This is a genomic window from Deltaproteobacteria bacterium (assembly GCA_035063765.1).
Taxonomy (GTDB): domain Bacteria; phylum Myxococcota_A; class UBA9160; order UBA9160; family PR03; genus CAADGG01.
This window is the reverse complement of record JAPSFT010000002.1, coordinates 94,055-118,557: the sequence shown is the minus strand read 5'-3', so window position 1 is coordinate 118,557 and position 24,503 is coordinate 94,055. Positions and strand designations below refer to the sequence as shown.

Genomic DNA, 24,503 nt, shown 5'->3' with positions numbered 1-24,503 from the left:
TCGACTCAGGGAAGCCCGAGACGGCCGAGCGCGATGCGCACCGCGTCGGCGGCCGCGAGCCGGGCCGAGTCGGCGGCGAGCCAGAGCAGCACCCCGCCCGCCCTCGAGGGATCCCGCCGCACGCGGCCGACCAGCACGCGGTCCCCGCCGGCCGCCGCGCGCGTCGTCGGTCCGCGCGGGTCGTCGACCAGCTCGACGTCCGGCGCCTTGCGCAGGAGCTCGCGCACGCGCGCGGGCTCGGCCGGCGCGCCGAGCTCGACGGCGAGGCTCGCGGCGTCGCCGCAGAAGGTCGGCACGCGCACGACGGTGACCGCCACGGCGGCCTCCGCGCCGAGCCCGCGCCGGAGCGAGGCCGCGAGCGCGCGCTCGGCCGCGCTCGCGCCGTCGTCGCCGATCGCACCGGCCCAGGGCAGCGCGTCGAAGGCGATCGGGTGGTCGAGGGCGGGCGGCTCGTCCTCGTCGCCGGACTGGGCGAGGAGCGCGATCGTCTCGCCGTGGAGCGCGTCGACGCCGGCGCGGCCCGAGCCCGACGCCGAGAGCAGCGCCGTCCCCACCACGCGCCGCACCCCGCCGAGCCCTTCGGCGAGCGGCGCCAGCACCCGCAGCCAGGCGAGCGCGAGGCCGGGCGGCGGCGCCACGAGCGGCGCCTCCGGCGCGGCGAGCAGCGCTCCCAGCTCGGGGTGCGCCGCGAGCTCCTCGCTCGCATGCAGGGCGCCGGAGAGGTCGATCGCGAGCACGCGCCGGCGCACCGCCTCGGCGATCCAGTCGAGCGCGGCCTCCGGCGGCGTACACAGGAACACGACGTCGGCACCGTCCAGGACGGCGGCATCGGTCAGGACCGGTGCGGTGATGCCGCGGAGCTCGACCTCGGCCCCGAGCGAGCGGTCGGTGGCGATCGGCACCAGCGTCGCGACCGGGAACCCGGCGGCGTCGAGGGCGGCCAGCACCTCGCCGCCGAGCGCGCCCGTGACGCCGACCACCGCGACGCGCAGCGCGCGGGTCGTCAACCCGGGGCCCGGGCGCCGAGCCGGGCGACCACGAGATCCCCCATCGCGCGGCAGCCGACGGTCGCGCGGCGCTCGCCGGGCAGGAGCAGGTCCGGCGTGCGGTGCCCGGCCGCGAGCACCGCCGTCACCGCCTCGCGAACCTCGGCGGCGGCGGCCGGCGCTTCGAGCGAGTGCTCGAGCAGCATCGCGGCCGACAGGATCGCCGCCAGCGGGTTCGCGAGGTCCTGGCCGGCGATGTCCGGCGCCGAGCCGTGCACCGGCTCGTAGAGTCCGATCCCGCCGTCACCGAGGCTCGCCGAGGGCAGCATCCCGAGCGAGCCCGTGATCTGGGCGGCCTCGTCGGAGAGGATGTCGCCGAAGAGGTTCTCGGTGACGATCACGTCGAAGCGGCCGGGATCGCGCACGAGCAGCATCGCGCACGAGTCGACGAGCTGGTGCGCGAGCGTCACCTCCGGGAAGCCCTTCGCCACCTCCTCGACCACCTGCACCCAGAGCTGCGAGGTCTCGAGCACGTTGGCCTTGTGCACGTGGGTCACGTGCTTGCGGCGCCGGCGCGCGGACTCGAAGGCGACGCGGGTGATGCGGGCGATCTCGTCCTCGTCGTAGACCATCGTGTTGCGCGCCTCGCGGCGCCCGCCGGTCGTCCGGCCGGGCCCGCGCGGCTCGCCGAAGTAGAGCCCGCCGGTCAGCTCGCGCACCACCAGGAGGTCGATGCCCGTGACGATCTCCGGGCGCAGCGTCGACGCCTCGACCAGCGCCGGGAAGACGCTCGCCGGCCGCAGGTTCGCGTAGAGACCGAGCGCCTTGCGGATCCGCAGCAGCCCCTTCTCGGGGCGCACGTCGACCGGGAGCGCGTCCCACTGCGGGCCGCCGACGGCACCCAGCAGCACCGCCCGGCTCTTCTCCGCGAGCGCCACCACCTGGTCGCGCAGCGGCGTGCCGTGCGCGTCGATCGAGGCCCCCCCGATCGCCTCCTCGACGAACTCGAGCGCGAGCCCGTGGCGCGGCGCCACCGCCTCGAGCACGCGGCGCGCCTCGCGCGTCACCTCGGGGCCGATCCCGTCGCCGGCCAGCACCACGATCCGAGCGTTCACGCGCTAGACCCCCTTCGGCTCCGCGACCGCGTGCCGCTGCTTGTGCCACTCGAGCTTGTTGAGCGCGTGGACGTAGGCCTTGGCGCTGGCCACCAGCACGTCGTAGTGCGCGCCGTGGCCGATCACGCGCCGGCCGCCCTCCGAGAGCGTCACCGCCACCTCGCCCTGGGCGTCGAGGCCGGCCGTGATGGCGTTCACCTGGTAGCGCACGAGCTCGCTCTTGGTCTCGGTCAGCTCCGCCACCGCCTTGAAGATCGCGTCCACGGGTCCAACGCCGTTCGCGGTGGTCTTGCGCGGGCGCCCGTCGATCGCGAGCTCGACCGTCGCGGTCGGCTGCGGGAAGCTGCCCGAGAGCACCGTGAGCTGGCGGAACGCGAAGCGCTCGTCGCTCTGGACCACCGCGTCGGCGACGATCGCCTCGAGGTCCTCGTTGAAGATGCTCTTCTTCTTGTCCGCCAGGTCCTTGAAGCGCTTGAAGGCGCGCTCGAGCTCCTCGCCCTCGAGGCCGAAGCCGAGCTCGGCCAGGCGCTCGCGGAAGGCGTGGCGGCCCGAGTGCTTGCCGAGCACCAGCTCGTTCGAGGGCCGGCCGATCGAGCGCGGCGTCATGATCTCGTAGGTGATGGCGGCCTTCAGCACGCCGTCCTGGTGGATGCCGGCTTCGTGCGCGAAGGCGTTGGCGCCGACGATCGCCTTGTTCGGCTGGACGCCGATCCCGATGATCGAGGCGAGCAGCCGGCTGGTCGGATAGATCTCCTCGCTGCGCACACCGGTGTGCACGCCCGCGAAGACCTCCGGCCGGGTCCGGATCGCCATCACCACCTCTTCCATGGCCGTGTTGCCTGCCCGCTCGCCGATCCCGTTCACCGTGCACTCCACCTGGCGCGCGCCGGCCCGAACGGCCGCCAGGCTGTTCGCGACCGAGAGCCCGAGGTCGTCGTGGCAGTGGGCCGAGAGGCGGGCGCGCGCGATTCCGGGCACGTGCGCGCGCAGGTGGCGGATCAGGGCGCCGAACTCGTCGGGCGTGGTGTAGCCGACCGTATCGGGGACGTTCAGCGTCGTGGCGCCCGCCGCGATCGCGACACCGAAGGCCTCCACCAGGAAGGCCTGGTCCGAGCGCGTCGCGTCCTCGGCCGAGAACTCGACGTCGTCGGTGAAGCCGCGCGCCTGGCGCACGGCGCGATCGATCTCCTCGAGCACGCGTTCGCGGCTCATGCGCAGCTTGTGCTCGAGGTGGATGTCGCTGGTGGCGATGAAGGTGTGGATGCGCGGGCGCGCCGCCCCCTCGAGGGCCCGCCCGGCGCGCTCCACGTCGGCCTGGCCGGTGCGCGCGAGCCCGCAGATCACCGGCCCGCGCACCTCGCGCGCGATCGCCTTCACGGCCTCGAAGTCGCCCTCGCTCGCGACCGGGAAGCCCGCCTCGATCACGTCCACGCCGAGCCGCTCGAGCTGGCGCGCGAGGGTCAGCTTCTCCTGGAGGTTCATGCTGCAGCCGGGCGACTGCTCGCCGTCCCGCAGCGTGGTGTCGAAGAGCAGGACCTGTTCGGAGGGCGCTGTGCTCATGCCCGGGTCTCCTGGATCGGTTCGCTCGGCGCGGGAGCCGGCGCCGCCACGAGGCGGCGGCCGGAGAGCACACGCCACGCCCACTCGAGCGGTCCCGACGCGACGTAGGCGGCGCCGAGCGCGAAGAACCAGAACGACGGCTCCTGGAGGATCACGGCCAGCGCCACGATCACCAGCACCACCGTGCGGAAGCCGTGGCGCAGGTCGATCTCCTTGAAGCTGCGGTAGGGCACCGCGCTCACCATCAGGAGCCCGAGGCCCGCGAGCAGCGAGCCGACCACGAGCGGCGGCACCAACAGGTCGTGGCCCTGCTCGAGCAGGAAGGACGCGAACCACTGGGTGCTAGCGACCATGCCGGCCGCGGCGGGGCTCGGCAGGCCTTCGAAGCGTCCCGCGTAGCGGGAGGCCTGGACGTTGAAGCGCGCGAGGCGCAGCGCGGCGCAGGCGGTGAACAGGAAGGCGAGGATCCAGCCGGTGCGCTGGAGCGCGGAGAGCTCGCCCGCCATGTAGGCCAGGAAGGCGGGTGCGACGCCGAACGAGACCACGTCGGCCAGCGAGTCGTACTCGCTCCCGAAGCGCGAGGTCGAGCGCGCGAGCCGCGCCACCCGGCCGTCGAGGGCGTCGCACAGGCCGGCCAGCACGATCCCGAGCGCCGCCCGGTCGAAGTGGCCCTGGGTCGACTGGATCATCGAGAAGAAGCCGAAGAACAGGTTGCCGGTCGTGAAGAGCTGGGGGAGCAGGTAGAGGCCGCGGCGGCGCTCGCCGCGCCGCCGGCGCCGGCGGCGACGACGCCGGAGCGGGCCGTGCCCGCCGTCGGGCTCCTGCCAGGACGCGCTCACGCCCGCGGCTCCGGGAGCTGCGCGATCCGCGTCGCCCCCCCCCGCACGCGCTCGCCGCGCCGCACGCAGGGCGAGGAGCCCGGCGGCAGCAGGACGTCGGTGCGCGAGCCGAAGCGGATCAGCCCGTAGCGCGTCCCGCGCGCGAGCCACTCGCCGGCCCGGGGGTGACAGACGATCCGGCGCGCGACGAGGCCGGTGATCTGCGTCACGACGACGCGCTCGCCCGCGTCCGTCTCGAGCGCCATCGCGAGGCGCACGTTCTCGTGCTCGCCGCGCGGGTCGAAGGCGGCCAGGAAGCGCGTACCGCCGCGCTCGATCGAGACGACCCGGCCCGCCACGGGCGCGCGATTCACGTGCACGTCGAAGACCGACAGGAAGATCCCGATCCGCAGGCCCTTGGCGCCGCGGCCGTCCTCGATCTCGTCGACGGCGAGCACGCGGCCGTCGGCCGGCGCCACGACGTCGCGCGCCCCGCCTGCGAAGCGGCGCGCGGGGTTGCGGAAGAACGCGACGCAGAAGAGCGCGAGGGCGCCGAGCGCGGCGCCCGGCCAGGGCGCTCCGAGCCACGCGAGGAGCGCTCCGAGGACGGCGAGCGGCGCCGCGAACGCCCAGGCGTCACCGATCACCCGCGCCGTCGGGCGCTCGGAGAAGACCGGGTCCTGGCGGCCTTCGGCCATGGCCGTGCCTCAGTTCTTCGCGCGGTCGACCAGCCGCTTCTCCTGGAGCCAGGGCATGAGGCCGCGCAGCCGCGCGCCGACCTGCTCCATGGGATGCTCGGCGCCGCGCCGGCGCAGGGCCTCGAAGCTGGGCTTGCCGGCGCGGTTCTCGAGGATGAACTCCCCCGCGAAGCGGCCGGTCTGGATCTCCTCGAGCACCTGCTTCATGCGCTGCTTCACGCTCTCGTCGATGAGCCGCGGGCCGCGCGTGAGGTCGCCGTACTCGGCGGTGTTCGACACCGAGTAGCGCATGTTCGCGATGCCGCCCTCGTAGATCAGGTCGACGATCAGCTTGACCTCGTGGATGCACTCGAAGTAGGCCATCTCGGGCGCGTAGCCGGCCTCGACGAGGGTCTCGTAGCCGGCCTGCATCAGGGCGGTGAGCCCGCCGCAGAGCACCGACTGCTCGCCGAACAGGTCGGTCTCGGTCTCCTCGCGGAAGCTGGTCTCGAGGATGCCCGCCCGCCCGCCGCCGATCGCCTTCGCGTAGGCGAGGGCGGTCGGCAGCGCGTCGCCGTTCGGGTCCTGGTGCACCGCCACCAGGCACGGTACGCCCTTGCCCTCTGCGTAGTGGCCGCGCACGGTGTGGCCCGGGCCCTTCGGCGCCACCATCCAGACCGACACGCCCTCGGGCGCCACGATCTGGCGGAAGTGGATGTTGAAGCCGTGCGCGACGGCCAGGTGGTTGCCCGGCACGAGCCCGGGCTCGATCTCCTCGCGGTAGATCTGCGCGGCCGTCTCGTCGGGGACCACGAGCATCACCACGTCGGCGAGGCGCGCGGCCTCGGCGGGCTCGACGACGCGCAGGCCGTTGGCCTCGGCCTTGCGCCGCGAGCCCGAGTCCTTGCGCAGGCCGACGACGACGTTCACCCCGGAGTCCCGCAGGTTCAGTGCGTGGGCGTGGCCCTGGCTCCCGTATCCGATCACGGCCACGGTCTTGCCGGCCAGCCGGTCGAGGTCGGCGTCCTTGTCGTAGAAGATGCGCAGGTCCATGGCCGGGTCGGGTCTCCGTTGGGGTTGGGGATTCGCTGGGTCCGGGCGAGGTCCGCCGTGCCCCGGGTCGGCCCTCGTTCCGCTCGGGACGGCTGCTCAGGGGCTCGCCCGATGATCGCGCAGGATCGCCTCGATGCGGTCGCGCCCGGCGAGCTTGGTCTTGCGCAGCTCCTGCCGGCGGGCCTCTTCCTCGGAAGTCAGGAAGCGGCGGTCGTGGAGCTCCTCGAGCTCCCGATCGAGGCGCAGGTGCTCCTCCCAGAGGCCCCGCAGCTCGGGATGTGCGGGCAGGAGACGCTCGATCAGCGCGAGGTCTCGCGGCTCCATGAGAATCGGCGCCAAGTTACGAGAGGTCCCCGGCGGTGTCAAAGCACGTCCCAGGGCTCCGCCGAGAGGCCGAGGCGGCGCACCTCCGCCTCGGCACGCCGTACGTAGGCAGGCGTGAGGTCGGCGGCGGCCAGCCCCTCGCCGGCGGCGAGCAGCCGCACGCCGAGCCGGCCTACCCACGCGGCGTCGGGCGCGAGCGGCAGGCAGCGCACCCGGTCGGTCCCGAGCGCGGCGGCCACCGCGTCCGCGCCTTCGCCCACCACGAGGAGCGGTCCCGGCGCAGCGGCGAGCCGCGCCGCGAGCGCCTCGATCCCGATCACGAGCGGGCCCCAGAGCGGCCTCGCGAGCGGATCGCCGCCGCGCTGGGCCGCGGCGTAGAGCTCGCCGCGCCGGGCGTCGAGGACGGCCACGACCTCGGGCGGCGCGGCCGGCCCCGCCAGCGCCACCCCCTTCGCGGCGAGCGCGGCGAGGGTCGGAACGGCCGCCAGGCCCGCGTTCCTGCCGAAGGCGAGCCCCTTCGCCGTGGCGGCACCGACGCGCAGGCCCGTGAACGAGCCGGGCCCGATCGAGACCGCGATCCCCCCGAGCGCGCCGGGCGCGAGCCCGTGCGACTCGAGCAGCGCCAGCACCGCCGGCAAGAGGGTCTCGGAGGCGGGCCGACCCGGCGGCGCCGGATCCGCGCCCACGACCTCACCGTCGCGCAGGAGCGCCACGCTCGCGCGCTCGCTCGCCGACTCGATCGCGAGCAGCCAGGGGGGAGCGTCGCGCAACGCGCTCAGAGCCCAGCGCTCTGGCGCACCCAGTCGACGAAGGTCCGCCAGTGGCGGGAGAGGTCGTTCCAGAACGCCAGCGCCATCAGCATCACCAGGAAGGTGATCCCGACCTGCTGCACGAGCTCGCGCGTGCGCAGGGAGAGCGGCGAGCGCTTGACCCCTTCGACCGCGATCAGCAGCGCCTGGCCGCCGTCGAGCATGGGGATCGGGAGCAGGTTCAGGATGGCGAGGTTGATGCTGATCAGGACCAGGGTCGAGAGGTACGCCTGCCACCCGCGCTCGAAGGCGCTGTGCGCGATCTCGGCGATCCCGATCGGGCCCGCGAGCTGCTTGCGCGAGACCTCGCCCGTCACGATGCGCGAGAAGCCGCCCAGGAAGGTCCGCGTCAGGTCCGCGGTCATGCCGGCGGCGCGTGCGATCGCGCCGAGCGGGTTCGTCACGCGGTCCACGCCCATCGTGCCCTGTACCGCGGCCGCCTGGGCGGTGATCCCGATCAGCCAGCGCTCCTCGGGAATGCCGAGGCCCGTGTCGGCCTCCTTGCGCTCGGGCGCGATGCGCAGCTCGCGGCGCTCGCCGGCGCGCGCGGTGACGATCTCGAGCGGGCGGCCGTTGCTCGCGCGCACCAGCTCCGAGAACGACGCGAAGCTCCCGACCGGGCGCCCGTCCACCGCGACGATCAGGTCTCCAGGCTGGAGCCCGGCGCGCTCGGCGGGAGAGTCCGGCGAGATCTGCGCTACCAGCACGGTCGCCGGCACCACGCCGAGCGCGTCGAGGCTCCCGAGCGCGGGCACGCGCAGCTCGATCCGCTCCGGCTCGGCGTCGGGCGGACCCGCCCGCTCGACCTCGAGCCGCGCCTCGCTCCGCGCCTGCGCATAGCGGGAGGCGAGCTGGCTCCAGTCCTCCACGGGCTCGCCGTCCACGCTCTCGACGCGGTCGCCGCTGCGCAGCCCGGCGCGCGTGGCGGGCGCATCGGCGCCCGGGATCCCGAGCACGGGGGCCATCCGCAGGTGGCCGAGCCCGGCGAAGCCCACCTGCGCCGAGCTGCCGTACTCGTCGAGCCCCGAGCGCGCCTCGATCGGCAGCGCCAGCTCGATCGTCTCGCCGCCGCGCTCGAGCTCGACCGCCACGGTCTCGCCGGCGCGGGTACGGACCGCCTCCTCGACGCCGTCCCACCAGCGCACCGGCTCGCCCGCGATCGCGAGCACGCGGTCGCCCACCTGGATGCCCGCGCGCTCGGCGGGCGAGGCGGCCTCCACCGTCCCGACGACCGCCGCCGGACGGGGCATGCCGATCAGCAGCACCGTCGCGAAGATCAGCACCGGGAGGAGCAGGTTCATCGCCGGGCCTGCGAACAGGATCAGGAGCCGCTGCCAGACCGGCTTGCGGTTGAAGGCGCGATGCTCCTCGCCCGGTGCGAGCACCTCCTCGCCCTCGCCCTCCTCGCCGCCGGGGTCGGGGCTCTCGCCGACCATCTTGACGAAGCCGCCGAGCGGGAACCACGCGGCCAGGTACTCGGTCTCGCCGCGCCGGAAGGCCAGCTTCCAGGGCCCGATGCCGATCGGCGGGCCGAAGCCGAGCGAGAAGCGCAGCACCTTCACGTCGAAGAGCTTTGCCACGAGGAAGTGGCCGAGCTCGTGCACGAAGATCAGCACGCCCAGCATGAGGACGAAGGCGAAGACGAAGCTGAGCGCGGTCATCCGGGGGGCTCTCCTGCACCAAGGCGTTCGCGGGCGCGGGCGCGGGCCCAGGCATCGGCCTCGAGCACGTCGCCGACGTCGCGCAGCGCCCCGCCGCTCGAGCGGGCGCCGTACGCCTCGAGGAGGGCCGCGTTGGTGGCGGCGATCTCGGGAAAGGCGATCCGGCCGGCCAGGAAGGCGGCGACCGCCGCCTCGTTGGCGGCGTTCAGCACGGCCGGTGCGGCCTCGCCGGCGGCGAGCGCCGCGTAGGCGAGGCCGAGGCACGGGAAGCGCTCGCGGTCCGGCGCCTCGAAGTCGAGACGCGCGGCCGCCGCCAGGTCGAGGCGCGCGAGATCGGCCAGCGGGCCGCCCGCGTCGAGCAGCGGCAGGCGCTCGGGCCACGCGAGCGCGACCGCGATCGGGGCCCGCATGTCGGGCACCCCGAGCTGGGCGAGCCAGGATCCGTCGTTCATCTCGACCAGGGAGTGCACGACCGACTGCGGGTGCACGACCACGTCCACCCGCTCGGGCGGCAGGTCGAAGAGCCAGCGCGCCTCGATCACCTCGAGCCCCTTGTTCATGAGCGTCGCCGAATCGATGCTGATCTTCGGGCCCATCGTCCAGTTCGGGTGGGCGAGCGCCTGCTCGACGCCGGCGGCCGCGATGCGGGCGGCGGGCCAGGTGCGGAACGGCCCCCCGGAGGCGGTCAGCACGATCCGGCGCAGGTCCTCGCGGCGCTGGCCGGCCAGCGCCTGGAAGATCGCGCTGTGCTCGCTGTCGACGGGCAGCAGGCGTACGCCGCGCGCCCGTGCCTCGCGCAGCACCAGCGCGCCGGCCATCACCAGCACCTCCTTGTTGGCGAGCGCGACGTCGCGGCCGGCGTGGATCGCCGCGAGCGTCGGGCGCAGCCCGACGGCGCCTACCAGCGCCGACATCACCAGGTCCGCGTCATGGACGGCGACCGCCTCGAGGCCCGCCTCGCCCCACTCGATCTTCGGCGCCTCGGCGCCGAGCGCTGCGCGCAGCGCGCCGGCCGCCTCGGCGTCGGCCACTGCCACGAGCTCGGGCCGCAGCCGGCGCACCTGCTCGGCGAGCTTCCCGACCCGGCGACCCGCGGCAAGGGCGCTCACGCGGAAGCGCTCCGGGAACGCCTCCGCCACGGCCAGCGTCCGCTCGCCGATGCTGCCGGTCGCACCGAGGACCACGAGCCGCTTCACGGCTCGCCCCCGCCGTCGCGGCGCACCTGCGCCGAGGTGAGCCCGTAGCGCCGCTCGCGGTTCTGGTAGGAGAGGATCGCCTCGACCAGGTCGTTCTTGCGGAAGTCCGGCCACATCACGTCCGTCACGTGGATCTCGGAGTAGGCGATCTGCCAGAGCAGGAAGTTCGAGATGCGCGACTCGCCGCCGGTGCGGATCAGCAGGTCCGGCTCGGGCAGGTCCGGCTGGTAGAGATAGGCTGCGAACACCTTCTCGTCGATCTGCTCGGGGTCGAGCTTGCCCTGCTCGGCCTCGCGGGCGATCCGGCGCGCGGCGTCGACGATCTCCGTGCGGCCTCCGTAGGAGAGTGCGAAGAGCACCACCATCTCGCTGTTGTCGCGGGTGCTGCAGATCGCATGGTCGAGCTTCGCCCGCACGGACGCCGGGAGCCGCTCGAGCCGGCCCATGGCGCGCAGGCGGATGCGGTTGCGCTGGAGCTCGGCGAGCTCGGCGTCGAGGTAGTGCTCGAGGAGCCCCATCAGCGCGTCGACCTCGCCCTTCGGGCGGTTCCAGTTCTCGGTCGAGAACGCGTACAGGGTGAGCTGGCCGACGCCGAGCTCGTGGGCTGCGCGGACCACGGCGCGCACCGATTCGATGCCCGCCCGGTGGCCCTCGATGCGATCGAGTCCGCGGCGCTCGGCCCAACGTCCGTTGCCATCCATGATGATGGCCACGTGACGCGGAACGGCGTCGGGTCGAATGCGCTCTTCCTGCATGGTGCGCCCCGTCAGACCTGCAGGATCTCCTGCTCCTTCTGGTCGGCCTGTCCGTCGATCTGCTTCACGAAGTCGTCGGTCAGGCCCTGGACCCGCTTCTCGGCCCGCGCCCGGTCGTCGCTCGGCAGATCCCCGTCCGCCTCCAGCTGCTTGAGCGCCGCGAGCGCCTCCCGGCGCGCCTCGCGCACGCCGAGCTTGTGGTGCTCGGAGGTCTTCTTGACGAGCTTCACCAGCTCCTTGCGCCGCTGCTCGGTGAGCGGCGGCACGGGGCAGCGGATCAGCTTGCCGTCGTTGTTCGGCGAGAGTCCCAGGTCCGAGGCCTGGATCGCCTTCTCGATCGCCGACAGCACGCCGCGGTCGAAGGGCGAGATCACGATCGTGCGGGGGTCGGGCGCGCTCAGGTTCGCGAGCTTGTTGAGCGGCGTGGGCGTGCCGTAGTAGTCCACCCGGATCCCGTCGAGGAGCGCCGGGTTGGCGCGCCCGGTACGGACCTTGCGCAGGTCCTCCTTCAGGTGATGGACCGACTTCTCCATCTCGTCCTTCGCGTGCGCGATCACGCCTTCGACGCCACCGGCCATCGCTGCTCCCCTCCTAGTCGCCGACGCGCGTGCCCACGCGCTCGCCGCACACGACCTTGCGGATGTTGCCGGGCACGGTCATGTCGAACACCACGATCGGCACCCGGTTCTCGCGACAGAGCTGGATCGCGGTCTGGTCCATGAACTGCAGGTTGCGCTGGATCGCCTCCTCGAAGGAGAGCCGCTCGTAGCGCGTCGCGGCGGCGTCCTTCTCGGGGTCGGCGCTGTACACGCCGTCGACCCGGGTCGCCTTCATGATGAGGTCGGCGTGGACCTCGGCCGCGCGCAGGGCGGCCGCGGTGTCGGTCGTGAAGTAGGGGTTGCCGGTGCCGGCCGCGAAGATCACGATGCGGCCCTTCTCGAGGTGCCGGATCGCGCGGCGGCGGATGTAGGGCTCCGCCACCTCCTGGATCTCGAGCGCGGAGAGCACCCGGGTCGGGACCTCCCCGGCGCGCTCGAGGGCGTCCTGGAGCGCCACGCCGTTGATGACGCCGGCCAGCATGCCCATGTAGTCGGCGGTGGCGCGGTCCATGCCCTGCGAGGCCGCCGACACGCCGCGGATGATGTTGCCGCCGCCGATCACGATCGCGATCTCGACGCCGAGCGCGTGGACGTCGCGGATCTCCTCGGCGATGCCCCGGATCACGCCCGGGGCGATCCCGAAGCCGTTCTCGCCGGCGAGGCCCTCGCCGGAGAGCTTGATCACGATCCGGCGATGGGCCGCCTTGCCGTCCCCGTCAGGAATGGCCGTCCGCCCCCAGCCGGAACCGCACGAAGGCGGTCACGGCCACCGGTCCCCCGAGCTCCTTGCCGCTGCGCTCGAGCAGCTCCCGGATCGTCCGGTCGGGGTCCTTCACGAAGGGCTGCTCGAGCAGCACCACCTCCGCGTAGAACTTGTTGACCCGGCCCTCGACGATCTTGTCGATCACCTTCTCGGGCTTGCCGCTCTGGGCGGCCTGCTTCATGAACAGCTCGCGCTCGCGCTGCACCAGATCGGCCGGCACGCCGGCGCGGTCGACCGCGACCGGCGAGGGATCGGCCGCCGCCACGTGCATGGCGACGTCCTTGGCGAGCGCCTCGGCACCCGCACCGCGCGCCGCGGTGGCGAGACCCACCAGGACCCCGAGCTTGCCGCCCGCGTGCACGTAGCCGCCCACGAGCCCACCCGGTACGGCGAGCCGCGCGACCCGCTTGAGCACCACGTTCTCTCCGAGCTTGCCGGCGGCGGCGGCGATCCGTGCCGCCACCGTCTCCCCCTCCAGCGCCGCGGCCGACAGGCCCTCGACCGTGCCGGCCCCGGCGTCGCGCGCGGCCGCCTCGGCCACCCCACGCGCGATGCGCTGGAAGTCGTCGGTGCGCGCCACGAAGTCGGTCTCGCAGCCGAGCTCGACGAGCGCGCCGGCCTCGCCCGCGAGCGCCAGCGCCACGGTGCCCTCGGCCGTCTCGCGGCCCTCGCGCTTGGCCGCCTTCGCGAGCCCGCGCTCGCGCAGCAGGGTGGTCGCCTTCTCGAGGTCGCCCGCTGCGTCCGCCAGGGCCTTCTTGCAGTCCATCATGCCCGCGCCGGTCCGGTCCCGCAGGTCCTTCACCGCCGCCGCCGAGATCTCCGCCACGCTCCGTTCTCCTCGTTGGCTCCGCCGGCGAGCCCGCGGGTTTCCCCCCGATGCGCCAGAGGGCTCGCGCCCGGTGGGCTCGGAGGGCCCGCGCGGCTAGGCGCCGTCGCTCTCGCTGGTTCCACCGGCCGACGCGGTGCCGCTCTCGCTGCGCTCGCCGCCGGCGCTGCGCGTGCCGCCGCGCCCGCCGCGGCCGGCGCCGCGCCCGCGCCGCGGCGGCTGCTTGATCTCCACGACCACGCGTCCGGTCGCCGGCCCCGCACCCTCCTCGGCGCGCCGGGCGCCCGAGTCCGCACTGGCCTCCGAGCGCACCCGCTCCTCGTGGAGCTGGGCGCCCTCGAGACAGGCCTCCGCCACGTGGTGGCAATAGAGCTGGATCGCCCGGGTCGCGTCGTCGTTGCCGGGGATCACGAAGTCGATCCCGTCCGGGTCGCAGTTGCTGTCCACCACCGCGACGATCGGGATGCCGAGGCGCTGTGCCTCCGACACCGCGATGTGCTCGCGCTTCACGTCGACGACGAACATCGCGGCGGGCAGCCGGTTCATCTCGCGCAGGCCGTCGAGGCCCTTGCGATGGCGGTCCGCCTCGCGCGAGATCCGCGAGCGCTCCTTCTTGCTGAGCTCGGCGGACTGCTCCTCGCTGCCGAGGATCTCGAGCAGCTCCTTGAAGCGGTCGAGCGATTTGCGGACGGTACGGAAGTTGGTGAGCGTGCCGCCGAGCCAGCGGTTGTTCACGAAGAGCTGGCTCGCGCGACCCGCCTCGGTCTGCACCGACGGCGCCGCCTGCCGCTTGGTGCCGACGAAGAGCACCTTGCCACCCTCGGCCGCCGTCTCGCGCACGAACTCGAGCGCCTCGCGGAAGCGCTCGAGGGTCTGGTCGAGGTCGAGGATGTGGACCCCGTTGCGCTCGCCGAAGATGAACGGCTTCATGCGCGGGTTCCAGCGATGGGTCTGGTGCCCGAAGTGGGCCCCCGCCTCGAGCAGCGAGCGCACGCTGAGCGGGGCCACCTGGAGGCCGTCGGCCATCGCGGCGGCCATCTCCGAGGGAGCGGCGGCCGGGCTCGGGAGGGGATTCGGGTCGGGGCTCGGGTGGGAGCCGGGCGTCACCGCGCCCGGCGGAGTGCTCTCCGCCATGCGGATCTCCTTTGCGGTTCGTCCTCCGCGCCGGCCCCGCCGGCGGACGGCCGCGCCGTCCGCCCGGTGGCAACGCCCGACCCCGCCGGCCGCGGGGGACGTGTCCTCCGCGGGGACCGGCAGCACCGCTCGGGCGAACCGGAGCGTGTGAAGTGGCCTTCGGATAGCAGAGCGGGTGGCCGAGCGTCAAACCCGGGCGAAATCGAAGGGTTGGCCTCAGGTGGTGTACTCGGCGTTGATGCGCACGTAGTCGTAGGAGAGGTCGCAGGTCCAGACCGTGGCGGCGTGGCGGCCGGCGCCGAGCTCCACCGCCACATCGACCTCCGGGGCGCGCAGCGCGCGCCCCGCCCGGGCCCGTGCCGCGGGGCCCGTGGAGGCGCCGGCGCGGAACACCGGCACCCCGCCGAGCCGGACCTCGGCCCGCGCGAGGCGGATCGCGATGCGGCCGGCGCCGATCGTCTGGAGGATGCGGCCCCAGTTCGGGTCGCCGCCGAAGAGCGCGGTCTTCACGAGCACCGAGTTGGCTACGCGCTTGGCGGCCCGCTCCGCCTCCGCCGCGCTGCGCGCGCCGGTGATGCGCACCGTGACGAGCCGGGTCGCGCCCTCGCCGTCGCGCGCGATCGCGCGGGCCAGCTCCTCGCACAGCTCGCCGAGCGCGCCCGCCAGCCGCTCGGCGCCGGCGCTCGCCGGGTCGCGCAGCAGCGGGTTCCCGGCGCGCCCGTTGGCGAGCAGCAGCACGGTGTCGCTGGTCGAGCCTTCGCCGTCGATCGTGACCCGGTTGTAGCTCCGGTTCGCCGCGCGCCGGAGCAGGCGCCGCAGCAGCGGGGGGGCGACCGCGGCGTCGGTGAGCAGGAAGGAGAGCATGGTGGCGACGTCGGGCTCGATCATGCCGGCGCCCTTGGCGATGCCGGCCAGGGTGACGGGCCGCCCGTCGATGCGCAGGCGCACGGCGGCGAGCTTGGGCACCGTGTCGGTCGTCATGATGGCGCGCGCGGCGTCCGGGAGGCCGTCGGCACGCAGCGCCCGCGCGGCCTGCGGGAGCCCGCGCTCGATCCGCGCGAGCGGCAGCGGCTGCCCGATCACGCCCGTCGAGGCGACCAGCACCTCGGCCGGCGCGCAGCCGAGCGCGCGCGCCGCCGCCGCGCTCATCGCCCGCGCGTCGGCGAGCCCGCGCGCCCCCATCGCCACGTTCGAGCAGCCGCTGTTCGCGACGACCGCGTGCGCGCGCCCGCGCCGCACCCGCTCGCGCGACAGCGCCACCGGCGCGCCCACCACCGTCGAGCGCGTGAACACGCCGGCGGCGGCGGCGGGCACCTCGCTCGCGATCAGCATCAGGTCGGGGCCGCGGCGCTTGATCCCGCAGCGGATGCCCGCCGCGCGGAAGCCCGGCACGACGCAGGAAGGTTTCATGGGCGGCAACGGATAGCGCCGGCCCTCAGGCTCCGCAGCAGCGCTTGAACTTCTTGCCGCTCCCGCACGGGCACGGGTCGTTGCGGCCCACCTTGGCGGCGGCCGCCGGCTTGCCGGCGGTCGGCATCGCCCGCGCGCGATCGCCGGCGAGGGGCGAGCCGAGCCCGGTGCGCGCGGGCCCGGCCGGCGCCGGTGCCGCGGCCGACAGCGCGGCGCCCGCCGGTGCCGGTGGCGCCGGCGCCGCGACCGTCCGGGCGGCCTGCTCGAGGCGCGCCTCGTCGATCCACACCTTGAAGACCTCCTCGGTCACCAGGGTGTCGATGCGCTGGTTCATCTCCTCGAAGAGCTCGAAGCCCTCGCGCGCGTACTCGACCTTCGGGTCGCGCTGGGCGTAGCCGCGGAAGCGGATGCCGTCACGCAGCGCGTCCATCCCGTAGAGGTGGTCCTTCCAGAGCCGGTCGAGGGTGCGCAGGAGCACGTCGCGCTCGAGCTGGCGGTGGCTGATCAGGCCCACCTGCGGGTAGCGCGCGCGCAGCGCGTCCCAGCGCTGCTCCTTCTCGGCGAGCGCCGCGAGCAGCCGGTCGAGCACCGCGCGGCCGAGCTCCTCGCGCTCGGGCAGTGAGCCGTCGGGCCTGCGGAACGGCGCCTGCGCGGGGTCGAAGGGCACCCCGTACTGGGCCTCGACGAGCCGGGCCAGCGCGGCCACCTGCTCGGGCTCCGGCTCGCCCTTGTCGGGCCAGTGGTCGCCGAGCTGCCCGACCAGCACGCCCTCGACCATGTCGAGGACCTCGTCGTGCACCTCCTCGCTCGCGAGCGCGACGCGGCGCCGGCCGTAGAAGGCCTGGCGCTGCTTGTTCATCACGTCGTCGTACTCGAGCAGGTGCTTGCGGACGTCGAAGTTGCGCGCCTCGACCTTCTTCTGGGCGTTCTCGATCGCGCGCGTCACCCAGCGGTGCTCGATCGCCTCGCCCTCCTCGAGCCCGAGCCGCTCCATCCAGCCCTGGATCCGCTCGGAGCCGAACAGGCGCAGCAGGTCGTCCTCGAGCGAAAGGTAGAAGCGGGTCGAGCCGGGGTCGCCCTGGCGGCCCGACCGGCCCCGCAGCTGGTTGTCGATGCGGCGGCTCTCGTGCCGCTCGGTGCCGATGATGTGGAGGCCGCCGGCCCCCACCACCTCCTCGCGCTCGGCCGCGCACAGGCTCTCGAAGTGCGCCTGCCAGTGCGCGAACTCGGCGTGGTTGCGGTCGTGCCCGCACTTGGCGAGCGCCAGGTACTCGGCGTTGCCGCCGAGCACGATGTCGGTGCCGCGGCCGGCCATGTTGGTCGAGATCGTGACGGCGCCCTTCGCGCCCGCCTGCGCGACGATCTCGGCCTCGCGCTCGTGGTGCTTCGCGTTCAACACGTTGTGCCGGACGCCGGCGCGCTTGAGCTTGGCCGAGAACATCTCGGAGGTCTCGATCGCGATCGTGCCGACCAGGACCGGCTGGCCCTTGGCATGGCGCTCCTGGATGTCCTGGATCACCGCGTCGAACTTCTCGCGCTTGCTCTTGTAGATGAGGTCGGCGAGGTCGTCGCGCACCAGCGGCCGGTTGCTCGGGATGACGAGGACCTCGAGGTCGTAGATCTTCGCGAACTCGGGCGCCTCGGTATCGGCGGTGCCGGTCATGCCCGAGAGCTTGTCGTACATGCGGAAGTAGTTCTGGAAGGTGATCGAGGCGAGGGTCTGGTTCTCGCTGCGGACCGCGATGCCCTCCTTGGCCTCCACCGCCTGGTGCAGGCCGTCGGACCAGCGCCGGCCCGGCATCAGCCGGCCGGTGAACTCGTCGACGATCACCACCTCGGGCTTGCCGTCCTCGCCCGGCTTCACGACGTAGTCGACGTCGATCTTCTTGAGCGCGTGGGCGGAGAGCGCCTGCTGGACCGCGTGGTTGAGCGGGAGCATCTCGGGGTCGTAGAGGTTGTCGATCCGCAGGAGCTGCTCGACCCGGTGCACGCCCTGCTCGGTGAGCGCCGCCACGTGGTCCTTCTCGTCGAACCAGAACTCGCCGGTCTCCTCGACGCCCTTGTTGACGTCGCCCTTGGTGCCGGCCACGAGCTGGCGCACCACGCGGTCGGCGATCGCGTAGACCTGGGTGTTCTCCTCCGACGGGCCCGAGATGATCAGCGGCGTGCGCGCCTCGTCGATCAGGATCGAGTCCACCTCGTCCACGATCGCGTAGTGCAGCTCGCGCTGTACGCAGTACTGGAGCGCGCGCTTCATGTTGTCGCGCAGGTAGTCGAAGCCGTACTCGTTGTTGGTGCCGTAGGTGATGTCGGCCCCGTAGGCGGCCTGGCGCTCGCTGTCCGAGAGGTCGTGGACGATCACGCCGACGTGGAGGCCGAGGAAGCGGTGCACCTGGCCCATCCACTCGGCGTCGCGCCGGGCCAGGTAGTCGTTCACGGTGACGATGTGCACGCCGCGGCCGGTGAGCGCGTTCAGGTAGGCGGGCAGCGTCGCGACCAGCGTCTTGCCCTCGCCGGTCTTCATCTCGGCGATCCGGCCCTCGTGGAGCGCCACGCCGCCGATCAGCTGGACGTCGTAGTGGCGCTGGCCGAGCGTGCGGCGGGCCGCCTCGCGCACGGTCGCGAAGGCCTCGGGCAGGAGCGCGTCGAGCGCCTCGCCGTTGGCGAGCCGCTCGCGGAAGCCGGCGGTGCGGGCCGCGAGCGCCGCGTCCGAGAGCCCGACGACGGTCTTCTCGAGCTGGTTCGCGCGCTCGACGAGCGGCACGATCCGCTTCAGCTCGCGGTCGTTCTTGGTCCCGAAGACCTTGCGGAGTGCGGACTGGAGCATGGATGGCCGGACGGCGTCTCCGGGGGCGGGATGCGCGACAGGCTAATGCACCCCCCTGGGGTGGGCAAACCGCATCGGGCACCGGAAGTCATCGTCCCGCCAGCGAGACGCGCCGCCCGCGCCCGCGATTCAGGGGGCTTCGCCCGCCGTCGCGAAGCCGGGCAGGCGCACGAGCAGGTGCAGGCGGCCGATCTGGATCTCGTCCCCGTCGCGGAGCCCCGCCCGCTCGCGGCGCTCGCCGTTCACGAGCGTCCCGTTCGTGCTGCGCAGGTCCTGCACGAAGAAGCCGCCGCCGTCGTAGCCGACCGCCGCGTGCGCGCGCGAGAGCGTCGGCTCGGCCAGCATCATCTCGGCGCTACGGCCGCGGCCGAGCACCAGCCACTCGCGGTCGATCGGGAGCTCGAGGCCCTCGTAGAAGCCGCCGAGCACCCGCACGTAGGCGCCGGCCGGCACCGGGCGGCCGACGCTGCGCTCGAGAAGCGGCTCGCCCTCCTCCATCGCCCGGCCCTCACCCTCCTGCATCGAGCAAGCGGATCGGACGGCCGGGCGCGAGGCTTTACCGCGGGGACGGCGGGGGCGCGCCGCGCGGGCGCCGGCCCGGCGTGCCGGGCTCCCGGTCGCTCGCGGGCGCTCCCGGGGGCTGCGCGCGCAGCAGCTCGCGGGCGTGCTGGCGGGTGGCCTCGGTGACACGCGCCCCGCCCGCCATCCGCGCCAGCTCCTCCACGCGGGCCCCGGCGTCGAGCGCCTCGACGGCGGCCACCGTGCGCCCGCCGCGCACCTCCTTGACGACACGGAGCTGCGTCGCCGCGAGCGCGGCCACCTGCGGCAGGTGGGTGATGCAGAGCACCTGGTGCTCGCTCGCGAGCTCGGCGAGCGCCTGCCCGACGCGCTCCGCGGTGCGGCCGCCGATCCCGGCGTCGACCTCGTCGAAGACCAGCACCATGCCGCCCTCGGTGCGGCGCAGGGCGCCCTGGATCGCGAGGAAGACGCGCGAGAGCTCGCCGCCCGAGGCGATCTGGCGCAGCGCGCGCGGCGCCTCCCCGCGGTTGGCCGAGAGCCGGAGCTCCGCCTGCTCGGCGCCGGTGGGCCCGCACGGGAGCCCCTCGCCGGCTGCGACCGGGAGCAGCGCCACCTCGACGCGCGCGTCCGGCATCTCGAGCCGGCGCAGGCGCTGCTCGACGTCGCGCGCGAGCCGCGCCGCCGCGGCCGCCCGCCCGCGGCCCAGCGCGGCCGCCTGCGCGGCCAGCGCGTCGTGCGCCGCCCGCAGCTCGGTCGCGAGCGCGGCCTCGCGCGCGTCGCCGCCCTCGGCCGCCGCGAGCTCGGCGCCGAGCGCCTCGCGCCGGGCCAGGATCTCGGCCTCGTCGCGCCCGTACTTGCGGCGCAGCCGCTCGAGCGTGGCGAGCCGCTCCTCGAGCTCGGCCCGCCGCCCGGGATCGACCTCGACCGCGTCGGCGTAGCGCTCGACCTCGCGCGCGAGGTCGGCCAGCTCGGCGTGGGCGCCGCGCGCGCGCTCGGCGAGCACGCCGAGGCGCGGATCGAAGCCGGCCGCGCCCTCGAGCCCGGCCGCCGCCGCGGCGACGAGATCGAGCGCCGCCGGCGCGTCGCCACCTCCGGTGTCCCCCGCCAGGCCCGCGGCCGCCGCGGCCGCGGCGGCGCGCAGCTCCTCGGCGTGGGCGAGCCGCACGTGCTCGGCCCCGAGCGCGTCGAGCTCCCCGGGCGCGAGCCCGGCGGCGTCGATCTCGCCGACCTGGAAGGCCAGGAAGTCGCGCCGGCGCGCGCGCTCGGCCTCGCCGGCCTCGAGCGCCGCGTGCTCGGCGCGCAGCGCGCGCAGGGCCTCGTAGCCGCGCGTGAGGGCGCTGCGCTCGGCCAGGAGCCCGCCGAAGGCGTCGAGCAGGAGGCCGTGGCTCTCGGGCCGGCGCAGGCGCTGGGACTCGTGCTGGCTCGAGATCTCGAGCCGCTCCCCGAAGAGCTCGGCGAGGACCGACACCGGAACGAGACGGCCCGCGACGCTCGCCCGGCTGCGCCCGGTGCGCGAGACGCTGCGCGCGACGATCAGCTCGCCGTCCTCGGCCTCGAGCCCGCGCTCGCGCAGCGCCGCCCCGAGCGCGGGGGCGCGGTCGGTGCGGAAGACCGCCTCGACCAGGGCCTCCTCGGCGCCCTCGCGCACCGCGCGGGCGTCGGCGCGCGCGCCGGCCAGGAGCGCGAGCGCGCCGAGCACGATCGACTTGCCCGCGCCGGTCTCGCCGGTGAGCGCGTTCAGGCCGGGCCCGAAGGCGATCTCGGCCGCCTCGACGATCGCGAGGTCCCGGATCCGCAGCCGCTCGATCACCGCTCCCCCCAGCGCAGCTTCGCGCGCAGCACGTCGAAGCGGCTGCGCTCGGGCGACACCAGCAGGAGCAGCGGGTGCTCGGAGCGCTCGACCCGCACGCGGTCGCCCGGGGCCAGCTCGACGCCCTCCTGCCCGTCCACCGTGAGGCGCGCGGGCGCGCCCACGCGGGGCGCGATCTCGAGCACGGCGGCATCCGGGACGACCAGCGGCCGCTGGCTCAGCGTGTGCGCGCAGATCGGGGTCAGCACGAAGGCGCCGAGCCCGGGCAGCAGGATCGGCCCGCCCGCGGAGAGCGAGTAGGCCGTCGAGCCGGTGGGGGTCGCCACGATCAGGCCGTCGGCGTGATAGGTGGTGACGAGCTGGCCGTCGGCGCGGGTCTCGATCTCGATCAGCCGCGCCAGCGAGGCGGCCACGACCGCGTCGTTGAGCGCGAGCCAGCGCCCGACGACGCGGTCTTCGCGCAGGTGCTCGACCGTGAGCCGCAGGCGCCGCTCGACGCGCATCTCCCCGGCGAGCGCACGCGCCAGGGCCGGCTCCATCTCGTCCACCGACACCTCGGCCAGGAAGCCGAGCGTGCCGAGGTTGATGCCGAGGATCGGGACCGCGCGCGCCTCGGCCGCGCGCGCCATCGAGAGCAGCGTCCCGTCGCCGCCCAGGACGACCAGCAGATCGGCGCGCCGGGCCAGCTCCGCCAGGCTGCAGGCGGGCGCGCCCACGGCGGCCGCGGCGGCCGGGCCGAAGAGCGCCGTCACCCCGCGCGGCGCCAGCCACTTCGCGAGCTCGCGGGCAGCGGCCTCGGCGCGCGGGACGCCGGGCTTGATCGCGACGCCGACGGTCTCGATCCGGGTGCCGGCCACGGAGGGATCCTCGCGGAGGTTCGTCGTCAGGCGTCTGCGTCCGGAGGCGGCGGGGCGGGCCGCTCCGGAGGTAGCGCATCGCCGGCCGGGAGGCGACGCTCCGCCCATGCCGGCCCGCGACGACGAGTCGCTCGCGCTCTTCCCTCCGGCGCCCGCCGCGCCCGGGCGGGCGGGCGAGGACGGCTCCGCGCCCGCGCGCGGCGCGACGGCGCCGCCGCCTCCCCTCGCCGACCGGATGCGCCCGCGCACGCTCGACGAGGTGGTGGGGCAGGACGAGCTCGTGGGCCCCGGCGCGCCGCTGCGCGCGCTCGCCGAGGCGGGCGCCCTGCCCTCGCTCCTCCTCTGGGGCCCGCCCGGCTGCGGCAAGACGACGCTCGCGCGGCTGCTCGCGGGCGATCCGGCCCGCCACCGCTTCGTCGCGCTCTCGGCGGTGACCGCGGGTGTCAAGGAGGTGCGCGCCGTCGTCGAGCAGGCCGCCCGCGACGCCCGCGCGGGCCGCCGCACGCTCCTCTTCCTCGACGAGATCCACCGCTTCAACCGCGCCCAGCAGGACGCCCTCCTGCCGCACGTCGAGCACGGGACCGTGACCCTCGTCGGCGCCACCACCGAGAACCCCTCCTTCGAGGTGATCGGCCCCCTGCTCTCGCGCTGTCGCGTCTTCGTGTTGCGGCCGCTCGCGAGCGGCGAGATCGAGGGGCTCCTGCGCCGCGCGCTGGCCGACCCGGAGCGCGGGCTCGGCGCGGCCGGCATCGAGGCCGACGCCGAGGCGCTCGGGGCCCTCGCGGCGCTCGCCGACGGCGACGCGCGCCGCGGCCTCGGGCTCCTCGAGGCGGCCGTGAGCCTCGCGCCGGGGCGCAGCGGCCGCCTCGACCTCGCGGCCGTGCGCGAGGCCGCCGGCCGCCGCCTGCTCCGCCACGACCGCGATCGCGACGCGCACTACGACGTGGTGTCGGCCTTCATCAAGAGCCTGCGCGCGAGCGACCCGGACGCGGCGCTCTACTGGGGGGCGCGCCTGCTCGAGGCCGGCGAGGATCCGCGCTTCGTGGCCCGCCGGCTCGTGATCTTCGCCTCCGAGGACGTCGGCAACGCCGAGCCGGCGGCGCTGCCGCTCGCGGTGGCGGCGCAGCAGGCGATCGAGCGGATCGGGATGCCCGAGGCGCGTATCCCCCTGGCCCAGGCGATCACCTTCCTCGCCTGCGCGCCGAAGAGCAACGCCGCGTACCGCGGGGGCGAGGCGGCGCTCGCGGCAGCGCGCGAGCACGGCACCCTGCCCGTCCCGCTCCACCTGCGCAACGCCCCGACCGCCCTGCTGCGCGCGCTCGGCCACGGGCGCGACTACCGCTACCCGCACGACGCGCCCGATGGCTTCGTCGCCGACCCCAACCTGCCCGCGCCGCTCCTCGGGGCGTGCTTCTACGAGCCGAAGGAGGTGGGCGCCGAGGAGGCCATCGCCCGGCGGCTCGCGGGCTGGCGCGCGCGCCGCGCGCGCGAAGGCGGGTAGGCGCGCCTACGCCTCGCCCGGGCCGGCCTGCCCCTCGCGGCGGGCGCGGAGGCCGAGCCAGACCGCCACCGCGCCGAGCACCAGGAAGGTGATCCGGTTGAACCAGAGCGTGTTCGGGCGGTCCAGGTACTGGTCGCTCACGAAGCCGTCGTAGCCGCACCAGAGCGCGAAGGCGCCGAGCATCAGCGGCAGGAACCAGGGGCTGTCGAAGGGGTTGCGCGGCTCCTCGTCCTCGTACTCCACGTCCTCGTGCGCTTCGCCCGCGCGCGCCTCGTCCGCGCGCTCGGGATCGTGCTGTGTCGGCTCCACCATCGGCTCTCGCGCCCCCCGTTGCACCGGCGGCTGGGTCTACCGCGCCCCGCGCTCGGCTGTCAAGCCCGGCGCGGCGCCCCGTCGGCGACCCGGTTGCGGCCGGCGTCCTTCGCCGCGTAGAGCGCGCCGTCGGCGCGCTCGACGAGCTGCTCGGCGCTGCCCGTGCGCTCGTCGAGCGCCGCCACGCCGATGCTGACCGTCACCGACACCGGCGCCGGGCCGCCCACGTCGATCGCGGTCTCCTCGATCGCCGCGCGCACGCGCTCGGCGAGCGCGACGGCGCCGGCACGCTCGGTCTGCGGCAGCACGACCAGGAACTCCTCGCCGCCGTAGCGCCCGGCGACGTCGGTGGAGCGCAGCGTCGCGCGCAGGGTGTCGGCGACCACCTGCAGCACCGCGTCGCCGACGCGGTGCCCGTGCGTGTCGTTGACGCGCTTGAAGTGGTCGAGGTCGAGGAGCAGGACGGCCAGCGGCGTGTGGTACCGGACTGCGCGCAGCACCTCGAGCGCCAGGAACTCGGTGGCGTAGCGGCGGTTGCGGAGCCCGGTCACCGGATCCGTGGTCGAGAGCCGGGCCAGCGTCGCGTTCTTCTCGCGCAGCTCGGCCTGGAGCCGGCGCAGCCGCAGGTGGAGGTCGAGGCGCGCGAGGAGCTCGGCCGCGTAGAAGGGCTTCTGCACGATGTCGCAGGCGCCCGCGCGCAGGAGCCGCGCCATCCGCTCGGGATCGCGCTGCGCGGTCAGGAACAGGAAGGGCATCTCCTCGCCCCCGCTGCGCGCGCGCTGCGCCGCGAGGAGCTTCTCGCCGTCGAGGCCCGGCATCTCGAGATCGCAGATCACCGCGTCGACCGGCTCCGCCAGGAGCACGCGCAGGCCCTCGATCCCGTCGCGCGCGGAGAGCACCTGCCCGTAGCGGCCCGCGGCCTCGAGCGCGCGGCGCAGCTCGTCGCGCGCGGCGGTCGAGTCGTCGATGATCAGGATCGAGGTCAAGCCGG

At 74.8% G+C, this 24,503-nt stretch carries 23 protein-coding genes; 1 reads left to right on the top strand and 22 read right to left on the bottom strand.

Annotated elements, in window-relative coordinates; genetic code table 11:
• Nucleotides 1-5: 5 nt before the first annotated feature.
• The 20 genes from OZ948_01805 to OZ948_01710 all read right to left on the bottom strand — a co-directional run bounded on the left by OZ948_01805 (nt 6) and on the right by OZ948_01710 (nt 21,699).
• Nucleotides 6-1,007, bottom strand: a complete 1,002-nt coding sequence (locus tag OZ948_01805) for an Asd/ArgC dimerization domain-containing protein (protein MEB2343456.1) — start codon at nt 1,005-1,007, stop codon at nt 6-8.
• On the bottom strand, nt 1,004-2,101 hold the full coding sequence (leuB, locus tag OZ948_01800; GenBank protein MEB2343455.1) for a 3-isopropylmalate dehydrogenase: 1,098 nt from the start codon (nt 2,099-2,101) through the stop codon (nt 1,004-1,006). The genes OZ948_01805 and leuB overlap by 4 nt, the downstream gene beginning before the upstream one ends.
• Before the next feature lie 3 nt (nt 2,102-2,104).
• Nucleotides 2,105-3,661: a 2-isopropylmalate synthase gene (locus OZ948_01795; protein ID MEB2343454.1), complete on the bottom strand. Its 1,557-nt coding sequence runs from the start codon at nt 3,659-3,661 to the stop codon at nt 2,105-2,107.
• Nucleotides 3,658-4,500: a CDP-diacylglycerol--serine O-phosphatidyltransferase gene (gene pssA, locus OZ948_01790; GenBank protein ID MEB2343453.1), complete on the bottom strand. Its 843-nt coding sequence runs from the start codon at nt 4,498-4,500 to the stop codon at nt 3,658-3,660. Before pssA ends, OZ948_01795 begins: the two co-directional genes overlap by 4 nt.
• Nucleotides 4,497-5,177 carry a phosphatidylserine decarboxylase gene (locus OZ948_01785; protein MEB2343452.1) on the bottom strand — a complete coding sequence of 227 codons (681 nt, stop codon included), beginning with the start codon at nt 5,175-5,177 and terminating at the stop codon, nt 4,497-4,499. Before OZ948_01785 ends, pssA begins: the two co-directional genes overlap by 4 nt.
• 9 nt (nt 5,178-5,186) lie before the next feature.
• On the bottom strand, nt 5,187-6,203 hold the full coding sequence (gene ilvC / locus OZ948_01780; GenBank protein ID MEB2343451.1) for a ketol-acid reductoisomerase: 1,017 nt from the start codon (nt 6,201-6,203) through the stop codon (nt 5,187-5,189).
• A 102-nt stretch (nt 6,204-6,305) separates the two neighbouring features.
• Nucleotides 6,306-6,533 carry a DUF465 domain-containing protein gene (locus OZ948_01775; protein MEB2343450.1) on the bottom strand — a complete coding sequence of 76 codons (228 nt, stop codon included), beginning with the start codon at nt 6,531-6,533 and terminating at the stop codon, nt 6,306-6,308.
• A 38-nt stretch (nt 6,534-6,571) separates the two neighbouring features.
• Nucleotides 6,572-7,303 carry a tRNA (adenosine(37)-N6)-threonylcarbamoyltransferase complex dimerization subunit type 1 TsaB gene (gene tsaB, locus OZ948_01770; protein MEB2343449.1) on the bottom strand — a complete coding sequence of 244 codons (732 nt, stop codon included), beginning with the start codon at nt 7,301-7,303 and terminating at the stop codon, nt 6,572-6,574.
• Between the two features lie 5 nt (nt 7,304-7,308).
• Nucleotides 7,309-9,003, bottom strand: coding sequence for an RIP metalloprotease RseP (rseP, locus tag OZ948_01765; protein ID MEB2343448.1), 1,695 nt, complete (start codon nt 9,001-9,003; stop codon nt 7,309-7,311).
• Nucleotides 9,000-10,199, bottom strand: coding sequence for a 1-deoxy-D-xylulose-5-phosphate reductoisomerase (locus OZ948_01760; protein ID MEB2343447.1), 1,200 nt, complete (start codon nt 10,197-10,199; stop codon nt 9,000-9,002). Before OZ948_01760 ends, rseP begins: the two co-directional genes overlap by 4 nt.
• Nucleotides 10,196-10,954 carry an isoprenyl transferase gene (locus OZ948_01755; GenBank protein ID MEB2343446.1) on the bottom strand — a complete coding sequence of 253 codons (759 nt, stop codon included), beginning with the start codon at nt 10,952-10,954 and terminating at the stop codon, nt 10,196-10,198. The genes OZ948_01760 and OZ948_01755 overlap by 4 nt, the downstream gene beginning before the upstream one ends.
• Nucleotides 10,955-10,965: 11 nt before the next feature.
• Nucleotides 10,966-11,532, bottom strand: coding sequence for a ribosome recycling factor (gene frr, locus OZ948_01750; GenBank protein MEB2343445.1), 567 nt, complete (start codon nt 11,530-11,532; stop codon nt 10,966-10,968).
• Between the two features lie 13 nt (nt 11,533-11,545).
• Entirely contained in the window at nt 11,546-12,277 is a 732-nt protein-coding gene (gene pyrH, locus OZ948_01745; protein ID MEB2343444.1) for a UMP kinase, read from the bottom strand.
• Nucleotides 12,270-13,142, bottom strand: a complete 873-nt coding sequence (gene tsf / locus OZ948_01740; protein ID MEB2343443.1) for a translation elongation factor Ts — start codon at nt 13,140-13,142, stop codon at nt 12,270-12,272. The genes pyrH and tsf overlap by 8 nt, the downstream gene beginning before the upstream one ends.
• Before the next feature lie 96 nt (nt 13,143-13,238).
• Nucleotides 13,239-14,276, bottom strand: coding sequence for a 30S ribosomal protein S2 (rpsB, locus tag OZ948_01735; protein ID MEB2343442.1), 1,038 nt, complete (start codon nt 14,274-14,276; stop codon nt 13,239-13,241).
• Between the two features lie 216 nt (nt 14,277-14,492).
• The gene (gene argJ / locus OZ948_01730; GenBank protein MEB2343441.1) at nt 14,493-15,686 is read right to left on the bottom strand and encodes a bifunctional glutamate N-acetyltransferase/amino-acid acetyltransferase ArgJ; all 1,194 of its coding nucleotides are present in this window, start codon (nt 15,684-15,686) and stop codon (nt 14,493-14,495) included.
• A gap of 25 nt (nt 15,687-15,711) precedes the next feature.
• Nucleotides 15,712-18,513, bottom strand: a complete 2,802-nt coding sequence (gene secA, locus OZ948_01725; protein ID MEB2343440.1) for a preprotein translocase subunit SecA — start codon at nt 18,511-18,513, stop codon at nt 15,712-15,714.
• Between the two features lie 129 nt (nt 18,514-18,642).
• Nucleotides 18,643-19,035 carry an FHA domain-containing protein gene (locus tag OZ948_01720; protein ID MEB2343439.1) on the bottom strand — a complete coding sequence of 131 codons (393 nt, stop codon included), beginning with the start codon at nt 19,033-19,035 and terminating at the stop codon, nt 18,643-18,645.
• 34 nt (nt 19,036-19,069) lie between these two features.
• Complete coding sequence (gene recN / locus OZ948_01715; protein ID MEB2343438.1) at nt 19,070-20,842, bottom strand: DNA repair protein RecN; 1,773 nt, start codon at nt 20,840-20,842, stop codon at nt 19,070-19,072.
• A complete protein-coding gene (locus tag OZ948_01710) occupies nt 20,839-21,699 on the bottom strand; it encodes an NAD(+)/NADH kinase (protein MEB2343437.1) in 861 nt (286 codons plus the stop codon). Before OZ948_01710 ends, recN begins: the two co-directional genes overlap by 4 nt.
• A 106-nt stretch (nt 21,700-21,805) precedes the next feature.
• Here OZ948_01710 and OZ948_01705 point away from each other — a divergent pair, with 106 nt between their 5' ends.
• On the top strand, nt 21,806-23,200 hold the full coding sequence (locus OZ948_01705; protein MEB2343436.1) for a replication-associated recombination protein A: 1,395 nt from the start codon (nt 21,806-21,808) through the stop codon (nt 23,198-23,200).
• Between the two features lie 6 nt (nt 23,201-23,206).
• On the opposite strand, the gene OZ948_01700 is transcribed toward OZ948_01705, so the two are convergent.
• Both OZ948_01700 and OZ948_01695 read right to left on the bottom strand, forming a co-directional pair.
• Nucleotides 23,207-23,512, bottom strand: coding sequence for a hypothetical protein (locus OZ948_01700; protein ID MEB2343435.1), 306 nt, complete (start codon nt 23,510-23,512; stop codon nt 23,207-23,209).
• Between the two features lie 59 nt (nt 23,513-23,571).
• The gene (locus OZ948_01695; protein MEB2343434.1) at nt 23,572-24,498 is read right to left on the bottom strand and encodes a diguanylate cyclase; all 927 of its coding nucleotides are present in this window, start codon (nt 24,496-24,498) and stop codon (nt 23,572-23,574) included.
• Between the last annotated feature and the right edge of the window lie 5 nt (nt 24,499-24,503).

Coding starts and splice junctions, on each gene's coding strand:
- OZ948_01795 (MEB2343454.1), bottom strand. CDS start 3,661: ATGAGCACAGCGCCCTCCGAACAGGTCCTGCTCTTCGACACCACGCTG.
- OZ948_01785 (MEB2343452.1), bottom strand. CDS start 5,177: ATGGCCGAAGGCCGCCAGGACCCGGTCTTCTCCGAGCGCCCGACGGCG.
- OZ948_01775 (MEB2343450.1), bottom strand. CDS start 6,533: ATGGAGCCGCGAGACCTCGCGCTGATCGAGCGTCTCCTGCCCGCACAT.
- rseP (MEB2343448.1), bottom strand. CDS start 9,003: ATGACCGCGCTCAGCTTCGTCTTCGCCTTCGTCCTCATGCTGGGCGTG.
- OZ948_01755 (MEB2343446.1), bottom strand. CDS start 10,954: ATGCAGGAAGAGCGCATTCGACCCGACGCCGTTCCGCGTCACGTGGCC.
- frr (MEB2343445.1), bottom strand. CDS start 11,532: ATGGCCGGTGGCGTCGAAGGCGTGATCGCGCACGCGAAGGACGAGATG.
- rpsB (MEB2343442.1), bottom strand. CDS start 14,276: ATGGCGGAGAGCACTCCGCCGGGCGCGGTGACGCCCGGCTCCCACCCG.
- argJ (MEB2343441.1), bottom strand. CDS start 15,686: ATGAAACCTTCCTGCGTCGTGCCGGGCTTCCGCGCGGCGGGCATCCGC.
- secA (MEB2343440.1), bottom strand. CDS start 18,513: ATGCTCCAGTCCGCACTCCGCAAGGTCTTCGGGACCAAGAACGACCGC.
- OZ948_01720 (MEB2343439.1), bottom strand. CDS start 19,035: ATGCAGGAGGGTGAGGGCCGGGCGATGGAGGAGGGCGAGCCGCTTCTC.
- OZ948_01705 (MEB2343436.1), top strand. CDS start 21,806: ATGCCGGCCCGCGACGACGAGTCGCTCGCGCTCTTCCCTCCGGCGCCC.
- OZ948_01700 (MEB2343435.1), bottom strand. CDS start 23,512: ATGGTGGAGCCGACACAGCACGATCCCGAGCGCGCGGACGAGGCGCGC.